At 37.3% G+C, this 15476-nt stretch carries 3 protein-coding genes; all 3 read left to right on the forward strand.

Translation table 11 applies throughout. The annotated features are described in order from the left end of the window. Nucleotides 1–15 precede the first annotated feature (15 nt). The 3 genes from D0817_RS19630 (at nucleotide 16) to D0817_RS19640 (ending at nucleotide 15474) form a co-directional block, all read left to right on the forward strand. Nucleotides 16–2406 (forward strand): ABC transporter permease, encoded by a 2391-nt coding sequence (locus D0817_RS19630; protein ID WP_127340063.1) that lies wholly within the window; start codon nucleotides 16–18, stop codon nucleotides 2404–2406. Nucleotides 2407–2637: 231 nt separating this feature from the next. Beyond that, on the forward strand, nucleotides 2638–8985 hold the full coding sequence (locus D0817_RS19635; RefSeq protein WP_127340064.1) for a type I polyketide synthase: 6348 nt from the start codon (nucleotides 2638–2640) through the stop codon (nucleotides 8983–8985). Nucleotides 8986–9000: 15 nt separating this feature from the next. After that, nucleotides 9001–15474, forward strand: a complete 6474-nt coding sequence (locus D0817_RS19640; protein WP_127340065.1) for a non-ribosomal peptide synthetase — start codon at nucleotides 9001–9003, stop codon at nucleotides 15472–15474. Nucleotides 15475–15476 lie beyond the last annotated feature (2 nt).

Raw genomic sequence — 15476 nt, forward strand, 5'->3', positions numbered from 1 at the left:
CTAAATATATTAAACATGTTAAAACTTAATTTTTTATTAGTATTAAGACAATTAAAAAAGGATAAAAAGACGTTTTTTATTAATCTTTTAGGAACATCTTTTGGTTTTACAGCTATCCTTTTGATGGCATTATACATATCATATGAAAATAATTATGATTCGTTTAATGAAAATAGTGAAAACCTGTTTAGAGTCGAAAGAACTGTAAATGATAAAAGCCAGAGTCAGATTTTTGATTCTACACCGTATGAACTGGCCAAAGAATTAAAGACGTCATTTCCTGAAATAGCGAACGCTTCCGGTGCCAGAACAGTAAGTAATTATTTATCGGCAAATGAGGAAATATTCCCAAGAAATGAAGGGCTGATTACAGACAGCAATTTCCTGTCTATGTTTAGTTTTGATTTTTTAGAAGGAGACAAGAACAGTGCCCTCAGCCAGCCAATGAGTATTGCACTTTCCAAATCACTGGCAGATAAACTATTCCCAAACGGCACTGCCATTGGAAAAACAGTTTTCGTAAACAAAAAATACAATTTTACGGTGACAGGCGTTTTTGCTGACTATCCAAAAGATTCCCATATGAATATGGAATACATGATTTCGTCCAGTTCATACGAAGGAATTTATGGAATTAAACCTGAAAAAGGATGGGCAGAAAGTTATATGTGCACGTATATATTAGTGAAAGATAAAACGCAGGCTGAACCATTGTCACAAAAAATGGCAAATGTATTAGCGAGTCATGTGGAGGAACAAGAGGGTACTACCGAATTGTTAAGCCTGAGACCAATTACAGATATTTACCTTAAAACATTAGATGTAAGAAGTGATGCGATGGGCGGAATACGAAATAATGTAATTGTTATTTATCTTTTTATAGCTGTAGCATTTTTTACAGGATTTATAACAACTGTAAATTATATTAATCTTACCACTACCCAGTTAGTAAACAGGGAGTTGGAAATAGGAATGAAAAAAGTGCTGGGGATTTCCAAAGCACAGCTGAGGTATCAGTTTATTATCGAATCATTATTGATGGTGTTTGGGGTTATAATCGTGTCCACCATATTAGTGTTTTCTATATTACCTCTTTTTAGCCTGGTGGTAGACAGAAACCTGTCTTTGGGCTTTAGTGGCAATTGGCTGTTCTTTTTAAAGGTATTTGTTATCATTTTATCACTGGGTCTTTTAAGCGGATTGTATCCGGTGCTCTACCTGTCGTCATTAAAAATCAATTCTATTCTGCAGGGAGTTACCTCTATTAAAAGACGTAGTTTTTTGAGAAAAGGGTTAGTGCTTTTTCAACTGCTGATCGCCTTTCCCCTGATATTTCTTTCCGTATTTATCATATCACAAATAACTTATTTAAATAATAAAGATACCGGATTTGAGAAGGAAGATGTTTTGCTGGCCTGGATTAAAACGCCTAAACCGGAAGACAGAGAACTGCTTAAAGTCATAAAAGATAAATTACTCCAAAATCCAAATATTACAGATTATTCGATATCTACAGGCGCTCCCTTTTTTGCTTCCGGTGATGAAATTAAATTAAACTGGGAAGGCGGTGAAGCAAACGACAAGATTTTAATGTCCTCTTATACGGTTGATTACGATTTTCAAAAAACCTTTAAGATAGCAATGCTCAAAGGAAGATGGTTTTCTGAAGATTTTTCTACCGATGCCCAAAATTCCTGCATTATTAATGAGACGGCAGCTTCAATCCTCGGATGGAAAAATCCAATTGGGAAAAAGTTAGACGACGGACGGTTAACAGTGATTGGTGTTGTTAAAGATTTTAACCAATTCTCTTTATTTCAGAAAATACCACCCATGATGCTGTCAATGAACAGTGAGGATCTGGCTTATTCACTGGTGAGTATTAAGACAAGAGCAGAGAACAGATCCGATACTCAGAAGTTTATAAATGAAACTTTTAATACGAATTTCATCGACGTACCTGTAGAATTTAAATTTTTGGACGTTGGATTTGATGAAGGTTTTATGACCGCGCTGCAAAATGTGATGAAAATCTTTATTTTATTCTCAGTCATTTCTATTTTATTGGTAATCATTGGTTTGTATAGCCTGATATCATTTTCATTAACCATGCAGAAGAAAATGATTGCCATAAGAAAAGTATTGGGAGCAAGTACTAAAAGTCTCTTCTTACTTATTTTAAGAGAGTATATGATTTTATACAGTATAGCATTATCGATCAGTCTGCTATTGACCTATTTCACGGTGATACAGGTTTCGAAGGTATTTGCCTATAGCGTAGGGATCACATGGCTTAATTTTCTAAGTGTAATCTTAATGACCCTCATTATTGTACTCTTTACAATATGTGGTAAAATCTGGACGACATCAAGAGAAAATCCTCTAAATGCTATTAGCCGTTCCTAAATAGTTATAGCAGGTTTAAAAAAAAACAGGTTCAGTTAAAAAGTAAAAAAAATGATAATTAATATTTCTGTTCAGGTATCCCCATGGATTACCGATAGTTATACCTATGTCAAAACATTTAGTTGAATTTTAATCTAAACAACTAGTGGTTAGCGGTATAATGAAATGAATTTCAACAAATTTATTACCTACTGACAATATAAAAAAAGTGCAACATTTTCAAAATAAATTATGAAAGATCAAAATAAACCCATCGCAATTGTTGGTATCGGATGTCGATTTCCAGGTTCAGGTTCTTCTCCGGAAAAATTTTGGGAGATGCTATTAAACAGAACAGATGCCATAATAGATGTTCCGTCAAACAGATGGGATAACAGACGTTTTTATGATGATAACGAAAAGAAACCCGGAAAACTGCGCGCTAAGCAAGGTGGATTTTTAAAAGAGGACATCGAGTATTTTGATCCCATGTTTTTTGGAATTTCACCTGTTGAAGCAGAATCTTTGGATCCGCAGGAAAGAATACTGCTCGAAGTGGCTTATGAAGCGCTTGAAGATGCAGGAATGACTCTGGAAGACTTAAAAGGTTCTGATACAGGCGTTTTTGTGGGGGGATTTACGTTTGATAATTACCTGCTAAAAACAGCAAATGAAAACAAGCATCTGGTAAACTCACATACTGCATTAGGAATATCATTAACCATGCTTTCTAATAGATTATCCTACTTCATGGATTTAAAAGGACCATCTATCACTATAGATACAGCATGCTCATCATCTTTAGTAGCAACACATTATGCCTGCCAGAGTATCTGGAGAGGAGAGTCTTCTATGGCTTTGGTCGGAGGGGTTAATTTGCTGCTAAAACCAGAAGTTTCATTAGTCATGAGTAAAGGCCAGTTTCTTTCCAAACATTCCCGTTGTAAAACATTTGATAGTGACGCAGCCGGATATGTAAGAGGAGAAGGGGGCGGAATAGTGGTTTTGAAACCTTACGAGCAAGCTGTAAAAGATGGTGACCAGATCTATGCTTTAATAAACGGAACCGGTGTAAACCAGGACGGGAATACCAATGGTATAACCGTACCAAGTAAAGATTCCCAGAAAAAACTAATAGAAAAAGTATACAAAGAGAGCGGCATAAACAATAAAGACATTCACTATGTGGAAGCGCATGGAACAGGAACTGCCGTAGGCGATGTGATCGAATTCAGCGCGCTTAATGAATCTTTATTAGAGGAAAGAAATAAATGCCTTGTGGGCTCCGTAAAGACTAATATTGGTCATTTGGAGGCCGCTTCAGGGGTTGCAGGATTAATTAAAACGGCATTGTGCCTTAACAAAAATTCGGTTCCTGCCAATTTGCATTTTAACATTCCAAACCCTGCTTTGAATTACGAAAACAGTATTTTAAAAGTACCTACTTCGCTGGAAAAACTTCCTGAAGGTGTAGATTCCTATGCGTCTATAAATTCATTTGGTTATGGCGGTACAAATGCCCATGCCGTTCTAAAACAGTTTTCTTCCGGCAGGGAAGCAGTAGATTATACATTAGAAAAAGAGGATCATTTTATTTTTCCGGTAAGCGCCAGAAGCAAAAATGCTTTAAAAGAACTGGTAACGAAATACAGATTGTTTCTTCAGGACAAAGACAAAAATTTTGCCCAGGTACTTAGTAACGCCATTTACAGACGATCTTTTCATTCCGACCGACTGGCCTTTATCGCCTCTTCAAAAGAGGAGTTAATAGAGAAAATGGAAGCATTTGAAGAAGACATCGTAGTAAAAGGCGTGTCTGAAGGAAATAGTATGGACAAGAAACCAAACGTAGTTTTTGTTTATACAGGAATGGGACCACAGTGGTGGAAAATGGGCAGGGAACTGCTGGAAAAAGAACCAGTTTTTTACAATGCAGTCAAAGAATGCGATGATTGTTTTAAGACCATTTCAGGCTGGTCCATTTTAGAAGAACTTTTAAAACCGGAAGAAACATCCAATATCAAAGAAACGTACATAGCGCAGCCTGCCAACTTTGTAGTTCAGGTTGGGTTGACAAGATTACTGGAGCATTATGGCATTAAAGCAGATGCAGTAGTAGGGCATAGTGTAGGAGAAGTGGCATCTTCTTATATCTCAGGTGCTTTGTCCCTTAAAGATGCCTTATTTGTAAGCTATCACAGAAGTCGTTTACAGCATACAACAGCGGGTAAAGGAACTATGCTGGCCGTTGGACTTTCTGAAAAAGAAGTTAATGAAACTTTCAGGGAGTTTACAGATGTGTCTATAGCAGCCATAAACAGTGTAGAGTCAGTAACATTGGCGGGTAACCAGGAAAGTATTGAAAGACTAATAGAAAAATATGAATCTGCCGGTATATTCCACCGCCAGCTCGATGTTGTGGTTCCTTACCACAGCCCTGTCATGGACCTTATCGAGGAAGAGCTTCTGGAATCTCTTAAAAATATCAAAGGCCAAAAAACGACCACAGATCTTTATTCAACGGTTACCACAAACAAAATTTCCGGTGAACAGATGGATAATTATTACTGGTGGAAAAACGTTCGCGAACCTGTTCTTTTTGCTAAAACAATGGATTCCCTGATCAGCGATAAATACACTGTATTTATTGAAGTTGGACCGCATCCGGTGCTTAAAAACGCAATGATGGATTCCGTTAAGAACAATGAAGTTTGCCATTTTTTACAAACTCTAAATCGTAAAGAATCAGAGCAATTGAACTTTTTCGAAAATATTGCGGGCCTGTTTACGCTTGGACTCCCTTTAAACTGGGAAAGATGGGTCAATAAACTGCCACACCTTTCTTTACCGTCTTACCCATGGCAAAAAGAGCATTATTGGGAAGAGTCTGATGCTTCTATAGAAAACAGACTGGGGCGTAAAGGAAATGTTTTCCTGAACCAACTGGTAAACTCACCACAGTTAACCTACAAAGTAGAGCTGAACAAATATTTTTTCCCTTTTTTAAATGATCACGTGGTTCAGGATAGAATTGTTTTTCCGGGCGCCGGTTATGTGGCTGCCGGTATTGCATTTTACCAGCATGAAATAAGCCAGAAAATCCCTTTCGGACTGGAGAATATAAAGTTTCATCAAATGCTTGTCATCGATAATATGAAAGTACAGGATTTGTATACTTCCTATAATTCCAAAAACGATAATTTTAGTATTGACAGTAAAGACGTTGGTGATGATAATGAATGGATACAACGTGCCACAGGAAAATTCATAATCGGAGATTATAACAAAAGCCCTTTGTCACATGATTTAAAAGCAATATCCGGCCGTTTGGATCAAGTATATTCAGAAGAAAAGTTATATGAAAGACTGAGTAAATCCAAACTCGATTACGGCCCTTACTTCAGAACTATAAAAAATATTGAATTTGGGGAAGATGAGGTAATTGCTCACATAAAAGCGCACGCTGCTATTGAAGATTACAGCAAAGAATTTTTTATTCACCCTACTTTATTAGACGCCTGTTTTCAATCGGTTGTTGTTTTCGATAATTCAGAATTTGTACCCGTTTCGATAGGAAAAATGAACTGTTATTTCTCTCCGGGAACCGAGTTTGTGTGTTATTCTAAATTAATATCCCGTTTGGATAGTTCAGTACTGATCGATCTTTCAATTTGTGATGCGGAAGGTAATGTGGCTATTGAGTTGAAAGATTTCAAATGCCAGGCACTGGGTACAAAAGTAATTGAAGAAGACTCTTATATTGACGATTGCCTTTTTGAAAATAACTGGCTGGAAGAAAAAGTTAGTTTAGATGTAATTCCTGATACTTCAGGTGTAACCTATATTTTCACCGATGATTATTCGTTATGTGCTCCTCTTTTAAAACAATTAGTTGGCCGTGCTGTAGTCATACAAACGGGAACCAGTTTTAAAGAATTAGGTGAAAATTATTATACGGCAAATCCTGAAGATTTAGAAAGTATCCTGGAGATCACAAAAGATGATTTCCAATCCGATATCACGCTAATATACCTGTCCACTACTACAGAAATTAACGATAGCTACATGGTAACGGAGGAATGCATACAGCAGATAAAACCTCTTTTAAGTATTGTTCGTTTTTTCTCTTCAAAATCACAAAACAAACTTACGTTAAATGTAATAACGCAGGGAAGTCAGATTGTTTACGACGAAGACAAAATAGGATCAATAACCGCTACGGTATCACATGGTTTAGGAAGATTAATTGTCAATGAATTACCAAAATGGCAGATTCGATTAATTGATTTTGAGAGAACCTATGTTTCCACTATTTCTAAAGAAGAATGGAAAATTGCACTAAATAAAATGTACAATTCAACAAAATCTTTTGAAGAAATTGCCATCAGACAGGATAAGATTTTTAGAAAAGGCATGAAAAAAAGGGAAGCCAAAGATGCAGAGCTTTCCATGGAAACGGTGTTTTTTAAAGATAGCGCCCTTCAGCTGATTAATCCAAAATCGAACAGAGTAGAAGATTTATGCTTTGAAAATTCGGAAAGAATAGCGCCTAAGAGCGGAGAAATTGAAATTTTAGTCGAAAACACGACTATCAATTTTAAAGATTATTTAAAAGTATCCGGCAAAATCTATCAGGATGCACTGGAAGGAACCCACGGTAAAAATTCAATCGGACATGACTGCGTTGGGATTATTACCCAGGTCGGTAGTGATGTAACCAAGTTTAAAGTGGGTGATAAAGTCATTGCTTTTGCACCGGGTACCTTTCAATCGTACACAACGACTTCTCAACATCTTGCGGTACTGTGCCCTGATAATTTAGTAGAGGCAGAATCGAATGTAGGGTTAAGTTACCTTACTGCGGTATATTGTTTAAGAGACAAGGCAAAACTTGAAAGAGGACAAAGAGTCCTGATACACAATGCCACCGGAGGAGTAGGACTGGCGGCTATTAATTATGCCAATCTGGTAGGTGCAGAAATTTATGCTACTGTTGGTAGTGAAGAAAAAATGAATTATCTGAAATCTATAGGAATCAAACATGTATATAGTTCCAGAACCCTTGACTTTGCAAATGAAATTCTGGAAGTGACCCAGGGCAAAGGGGTCGATGTTGTTTTAAGTGCGTTACCAAAAGAAGCCATGTATCAAAGTATGTCGATCCTGAATTCCTATGGAACGTACCTGGAAATAGGAAAAAAAGATATAACGGACAATTTTTCGCTTTCCATGCATTTTTTCAATAAAAATATCTCCTACGTTGCTGTAGATATGGATAAAATGTTGAGTGAGAGACCGGAGAAAATTGCTTTATTACTGGAAGATATAGCGGCTTACCTAAAATCTGGAGAATTAAATTCCTTACCAGTCACTGTTTACACACCAAACAAAATAGCGGAAGCATTTAAGCTGATAGATGAAGGAAAACACATTGGTAAAATAATTATAGACTTTAAAGATCAGGCAGTAGACGTTCATAAACAAACAGACAGTCTGTTTAAAAACGATAAAACCTATGTCATTACTGGCGGGACAAAAGGTTTAGGTTTTGAAATCGCAAAATGGTTGGTTGAAAATGGGGTTAAAAATCTGGCACTTCTTAGCAGAAGCGGTTTTAGTAACCAGACAGAGAAAGATGCCGTTAGCCAAATGCAAAATGAAGGTGTAAATGTTAAAGTATATGCTGTCGATGTTGCAGAGCTAGACCAGATCACTCATGTGTTTTCTCATATACAAAATGACCTTCCGGATATTGCCAGCATTTTTCACTGTGCCATGGTTCTTGATGACGGTTTCTTAATAGATATGAATGAGGAAAGATTTAGAAAAGTATTAAGCCCGAAAGTCAACGGGGCCATAAATCTTCATCATCTGACTAAAAAAATGGAACTCGATAATTTTGTACTGTTTTCTTCCATATCCTCACTTATTGGAAATGTAGGCCAGGCCAATTACATCGTGGCCAATGCCTTACTGGATTCCTTTGCCCATGTGCGAAAAAGTTCCGGCTTACCGGCAACAACAATTAATCTTGGTGTCCTTTCAGAATCCGGCGTTGTATCCAGAAGCGAGAACCTCGAAATGGTGCTTCAGGGAGTGGGAATCAGAAGTTTTACAAATGATCAGGTTTTGTCCGGATTAGAAAAAATACTTCGTGAAAAACCAGCGCAAATAGGCTTTTTTGACCTGAACTGGGAACTATTAAGTATCAACCTGAAGGACAGCGGACAATATATCTTCGAGGATCTGATAGAAAGTAATATGGGATCTGCTAATGGTCTTAGCCAGGAACAGGGAGCCTGCCTGAATGATTTGCTTTCTTTATCAAGAATTGCACAACAGGAATTTGTGGTGTCATTTTTAAAAGATGAATTATCTAAAATATTGAAAATGCCTAAAGACAGGATCCAATCGGATAAAGGAATAGGTTTCTTAGGAATCGACTCGATTTTATCAATTGAATTACTAAGAGTGATCAATAACAAATTTGCTTTAAAAATGTCTTCGATGGAAATCCTTGCTTTACCTTCTGTAAACGGATTATCCACCATAATAATTGAAATGATTTTGAAATCAGTGAATTTGAAAGTACAAGCTTAAAACGACGAAAATTTTATGGAAATGAACGGACAAACGATACAAAGTATTTTTCTTGACAATATTAAATCAGGGAAAGAAGCCGGAATTACTTTTATTGACGGACCTGACGGACTTGAGTACTTATCTTATAAAAAACTATATCTCGAGGCGGGTTATATATTACATGCTTTACAGGAAAGAGGACTCAATCCCGGCGACGAAGTAATATTTCAATTTCAGTCCAACAGAAGTTTTGTAATTACTTTTTGGGCGTGTGTATTGGGGAATTTTATACCGGTTCCGATCGTGTTGGGAACGACTTCCGATATTGTTCAGAAACTTAATAAAGTATGGCAAAAACTTAAAAATCCGTACCTGATAACCGATGCTCCTTTTTTAGCATCATTAATAGAGGATTTTAATTTTGAAAATGACGGCGAGGCAGAAGAAATTTTATCAAATTTTATCTACTATGCTGAGTTGCCGTATACCCAAAAGGCTGCCGCTGTTCCGGCCACATCTTCTGATCTGGTGTTCATTCAGTTTTCTTCGGGATCTACAGGTTCGCCTAAAGGCGTTATGAACAGACAGGACGGTATTTTGTATAACATCAATATGTCACTGGAAAAGTGTGCCATTCAGGCTTCAGACAAGTTTCTGGGCTGGATGCCGCTTACGCATGACATGGGTTTGGTTTTCTTCCATATTCTACCATTGTTAGCGAATGCGAATCAATATTTAATGCCGCCCATGTTGTTTCTTTCCAGCCCTGAATTATGGCTGAAAAATTTATCGGAACAACAGATCACTATTTCAGGGTCACCAAATTTTGGATATGTACATGTTCTCGAAAATATCGGAAAAGCAAAACTGGACGATCTTTCTTTTGAACCACTGCGATTAATGATTAACAGTGCTGAACCGGTGTCTATTGAAACCTGTAGAAAATTTGCAGAAGCACTTAAACATTACGGGTTCAAAAAAGATTCCATAAGCCCAAGTTATGGCCTTGCCGAAGCAGTATTGGGAGTCTCCTTATATAATGAAGAAGATGGCTTTAAGGAATATTTTTTAAACAGGCATAACTTAAATATCGGAGATAAAGTTGAGTTTCTGGAATCCAATTCTAATGCTTCTGCTTCTTTTGCTGATTTGGGTACATACAATCGTACGGAGATAAAAATCACTAATGAAATTGGCGAAATCTTAGCAGACGATACGCTTGGTATCATCCAGCTAAAAAGTCCTGCCATGACTTTGGGATATTACAATGACGATGAAGCGACCCGCAATGTGATTTCACATGACGGATGGTTCAATACAGGCGATGTAGGGTTTATTCACAACAATCGACTGGTTATAACAGGTCGAAAAAAAGAAATGATAATCATTAACGGGCAGAATTATTTCCCAAATGATTTAGATAATTTAATAGAAGAATTGCCTGAGATAAAATTTCAGCAGGCGGCTTCCTGTAGCGTTTTTAGCGAAGAAAAGCATCAGGACGAGCTGTTCGTATTTGTTCATTATTCAGGATCGGTAAAGGATTTTGTTGTTCTGGCCGATGAGGTTAAAAAATTAATAAGTGAACGCATTGGTGTTACCGTAAAAAATGTAATCGCTGTAGAAAAAATACATAAGACAACAAGCGGAAAAATTCAGCGCTATGTGTTGCGTGATAAGTACCTGAATGGCGAATATAATATGTTTTTACAGGAATTCGAACAGGCGAGAAAAAGTTTCGAAGATGAATCATATGTAGCTCCGGGTACTGATTTGGAGAAAAAATTAGCTAAGGTTTGGGAAGATTTTTTTGGAATGGAGCGAATCGGGATAAAAGATAATTTTTTTCATCTTGGCGGAAATTCTTTGGGTATAGGTATTTTGGCCTTAAAAATCCAGGAGGCATTTGACGTACGTTTAGATGTTAGTGAATTGTTCCGGAATACCAATTTTTCAGATCAGCTGGAAGTTATTAAAAATTCGCTGGGGAAAACTATTGTCGCAATTGAAGCTGCTCCTGTAAAGCCTTTTTATCCTTTATTCAGTACACAAAAAAGATTATTTATTCTGAATCAGATGGACCCGGAATCGATTTCCTATAATACTCCGGTAGTATTGCAGGTAGAAGGCAATCTGGATGTTGCATTATGTGAGGATGTTTTCAAAAAAATAATCAAAAGACATGAAATACTAAGAACTTCTTTTCATGATGTAGATGGAGAAGCAATTCAGAAAATCCATGAGAATGTTGATTTCAGCATTCAATATACAGAAGATGCAGAAGGAGATGTTCAGGAATTGCTAAAAAAGCATATCAAACCTTTTAATTTAAGTGAGCCGCCATTAATCAGAGTACTGATTATTAAGGAAAACGATGCGACTACTAAAATCATATTAGACATTCATCATATTGTTATAGATGCAGCTTCCTTTGAAGTATTGATAGCGGAATTTCAATCCTTATATGGAAAAGGAGAATTAAAAGACTTAACTATTCAGTACAGGGATTTTGTAGTGTGGCAGGAAAATAAGCTTAGGGATAAACAATTAACGACTGAAAGAGAGTTCTGGTTAAGCGAATATAACGTGGTACCTGAACCTTTAAACATGCCCTTCGACTTTCCTAAATCTAATGTAAAAAATGCCGAGGGAAGCACAGTTTCTTTCGAAATCAGCACCGCTAAAAGAGAAAAATTAGAGAACATCTGCAAGCAGCACGGAGTAACGATGTCAGGAATGACACTAACGATTTTTTACGTGCTGTTATCCAAATTAACCAATCAGGAAGATATTATAATTGGTACTTCAACAATTGGTCGCTGGCATAGCGAATTTAAAAATTTAATAGGTTTGTTTATTAATACACTGCCGCTGCGCTGCGCTCCAAAAGGAGATTTGGAATTTTCGGAGTTTCTTGGAAATGTAAAAACGCATGTCCTGGATTGCCTTGCCAATGAAGAATATTCATTTGACCGATTGCTGAATCATTTGGAATTAAAACCGAATGCCAATAGTAATGCCTTATTTAATGTCACATTTGAATACCACAATTTTAACTGGACCGGAGTTGAACTGCCAGATTTACGGCTATCTAAAATAGATCATCCCAATATGTTTTCCAAATTTGATTTGGTATTACGAGTGGTTGAAAAAGAAACCGGCAGTATTTTTAATCTGGATTATCAAACCAATTTATTCAAAAAAGAAACTGTAGAGCGTTTTGCATCCTATTATAACAGAATTATTGACTGGGTTTTAAAAGGTGAAAATAAGCATCTTAAGGATATTGAAATTGTATCGGAAGAAGAGATTTTTCAACTGGTAAAAGAATTTAATGATACCAGTGAAGAATATGAAAAAGAAAAGTCTGTTTTAGAGGTATTTGCAGCGCAGGTTTCAGCAAAGCCGGAATCCACTGCTGTTGTTTTTGGAGAAAAAAGTATTTCTTATCAGGAGCTTGACCAGCAATCTGACTGCTGGGCCGGTTACCTTATTGAAAATAATGTGAAACCCGGAGACGTTGTCGGCCTTATCCTTACGCGATCTGTTGAGATGATTATTGCCATGTTTGCCATCATGAAGGCAGGTGCGTCTTACGTGCCAATAGATCCGGGCCAGCGTATTTCGCGCATCGTTTTTATGCTTGAAGAATGTAAGGCTAAAATGGTTATTTCGAACAGTATAGAAAAACCGGAAGAATTAGCATCCCATACTTATATAACGATTGAAGAATTAAATAATGTAATAACACCTGATTATAAAGCAGCACTACCTAAAATAACAGCGGAAGATTTGATGTACATCATCTTTACTTCGGGATCTACAGGAAAACCAAAAGGCGTAATGATGCGACACAGTAGTGTCATCAATCTCGTAAAAGGATTAAAAAGCCGTGTTTACGGTTCTTACGGAGAAAAACCATTGCATGTAGCATTACTGGCATCATATGCTTTTGATGCTTCTGTTCAGCAAATATATGGAAGTTTGTTACAAGGGCATAGTCTGTATATAACCGATGACGAAACCCGTAAAGACGGTGTTAAACTGCTGTCTTTTTACAATGACAACAAAATAGACTTATCAGACGGAACCCCGACGCATCTTCGATTTTTTGTAGATGCCCTGACAGAAGACAGCACCTTAAATACTTTATCCGGCTGGATACTGGCTGGTGAAATCCTGCAAAAGGAGTTGGTCAGAAGTTTTTATTCAAAACTGGGAACCGGAGTCCAATTATACAATTTTTACGGGCCTACTGAGACTTGTGTAGACTCTACAGGATATAAAATAGATCCCGAGCAATTAGATGTTTATGATTTCATTCCAATTGGAAAACCTTTGCCTAATGAAAGAATCTATATCACAGATCAGTATGGCAACCTGGCTCCAATAGGAACCATAGGCGAATTATGCATAGCCGGAGACGGATTAGCCATAGGTTATGTTGGAGACGCGGAGCTTACTTCTAAAAAATTCGACTCCGAATGGATGTTCAATAAAGAAAGGGTATACCGCACCGGCGACATGGCAAAATGGTTAAGTGATGGTAACTTAGAGTATCACGGCAGAAATGACGACCATGTAAAAATAAGAGGCTATCGTATACACCTTGGAGAAATTGAATCTGCTTTAAATAATTTGGCAGAAATCCAGCAATCGGTAGTGATCGTAAACGAAGATTCCAGTCACAGTAAACAGTTAGTTGCCTATGTAGTTTGCAACGAAGAGGCGGACAGCAAAAAAGTTCAGGAGTTATTAGAGGTTCATTTGCCTGAATATATGGTACCAAGAGTGTATGTTTACCTAACCGCTTTTCCAATGACAGATGGTGGTAAGATTGATAAAAAAGCACTTCCGGTACCGGAAACGGCCACTACTTATGTTGCTCCGACGGGAACATTAGAAATGCAGTTTGCTGAACTTTGGCAAGACCTTTTAGGGGTAGATCAGGTTGGTGTTCATGATAATTTTTATGAACTTGGAGGGGATTCAATTAAAGCCATCCAGTTAGCGAGCCGCAGCAAAGCAATAGGAATCCATTTTCAGGTTAAGGATATATTTAATTACCAGACTATTTATGAGATCGTACTCCATTTAAAAAGTGTGAAAACTGCGATACAGGAAACTGGACTTTTGCTGGGCGAAGTGCCGCTGCATCCCATTCAGAAACTGTTTTTTGAAAGAGGCCATCCGGTAATCAATCACCACAATCAGTCTATATTACTAAAAGTTTCAAAATCTGTTAGCAGTGAAAGTCTTGTGTATGCCTTATCAGAACTGGTGAAACACCATGATGCCCTGCGCCTGCATTTTTCTACAAAAGAGAACGAAGCGTACCCTTCACAACACTATGGTTCTTTTGTTCCAAAACTAATCACAGAGCAGGTAATTTCATTAAATGATATTGCCGCAATATCTTCAAAGTATCAGGCAGGCCTTGATATTTTTAATGGTGACCTGGTGCGTTTTGTATTGTTGGAAACAGCAGAAGCGGAAACCGAAAACAGGCTGTTTATTGCCATACACCATTTGGCTGTAGATGGGGTTTCTTTTAGAATTATAACAGAAGACCTGACAAATCTTATAGAAAATCATTCGTCCGGAAACAGGTTTTCGTTACCTGCCAAAGAGACTTCCTATCGTCAGTGGATCGCACAGGTAAGTGCATATGCCGCTACAGCTGCCCTTGAAAGTGAATACATCTACTGGAAAGAAGTACTGTCGAACTATACACCATTGCCAGTCGATAAAACATACGATAATAAAATCAGCTATCAGGAGACCGGGAATATCAGAGTGTCTTTAGCATCTCCTTTGACTTACTTGCTTGTGCATGAGACAAATAATATGTACGGCACAGAGATTAACGATATTTTAATAAGTGCCTTATCAATGACACTATCAGGGTGGATCGATGCTCCTAAAGTTGTGATTGCTATGGAAGGCCACGGAAGAGAAGAGTTATTTGAAGATGTGGATATTAACAGAACGGTAGGATGGTTTACCAGTGTATATCCGGTTTGTCTGGATATCAGTGAAGCAGACGATATAGGTATTTTGATTGCAGATACAAAAGATATGCTAAGAAGTATCCCGAACAAGGGAATCGGTTATAATCTGCTGCAATTCGAATCGGGCTCCGATAAAATTAAATCTGATTTATCAGTGTTTTATGAAGACCTGATTTTTAATTACCTGGGTGATTTTGATACTAGTTTCTCCAGAGAAAAGGAAAACAAAGTTAGTCTGGCTTTCGAAGCTGCAGGGCCAAATATCGCAACGGACAACGTAAATCCATACAAGATTTCCATCGACAGTATAATCATGGACGGAAGTCTTTACCTGGACTGGAATTATGATGCGAAGCTTTACAAAAAAGAAACCATTCAGACATTAGCAGATAATTATATCGCTGCACTGGAAGATATCCTTTCGCATAGTACTAAAATTTTCAATCAGGATGAAATTCAAACAAAAGATCAGGATTTTGAAATTATCTCTTTATAAAT

The organism is Flavobacterium cupreum, assembly GCF_003996965.1.
Classification (GTDB): Bacteria; Bacteroidota; Bacteroidia; order Flavobacteriales; family Flavobacteriaceae; genus Flavobacterium; species Flavobacterium cupreum.

Bases quoted from the DNA above. Each gene is read 5' to 3' on its own strand.
- D0817_RS19640 (WP_127340065.1), top strand. From the start codon at position 9,001: ATGGAAATGAACGGACAAACGATACAAAGTATTTTTCTTGACAATATT.
- D0817_RS19635 (WP_127340064.1), top strand. From the start codon at position 2,638: ATGAAAGATCAAAATAAACCCATCGCAATTGTTGGTATCGGATGTCGA.
- D0817_RS19630 (WP_127340063.1), top strand. From the start codon at position 16: ATGTTAAAACTTAATTTTTTATTAGTATTAAGACAATTAAAAAAGGAT.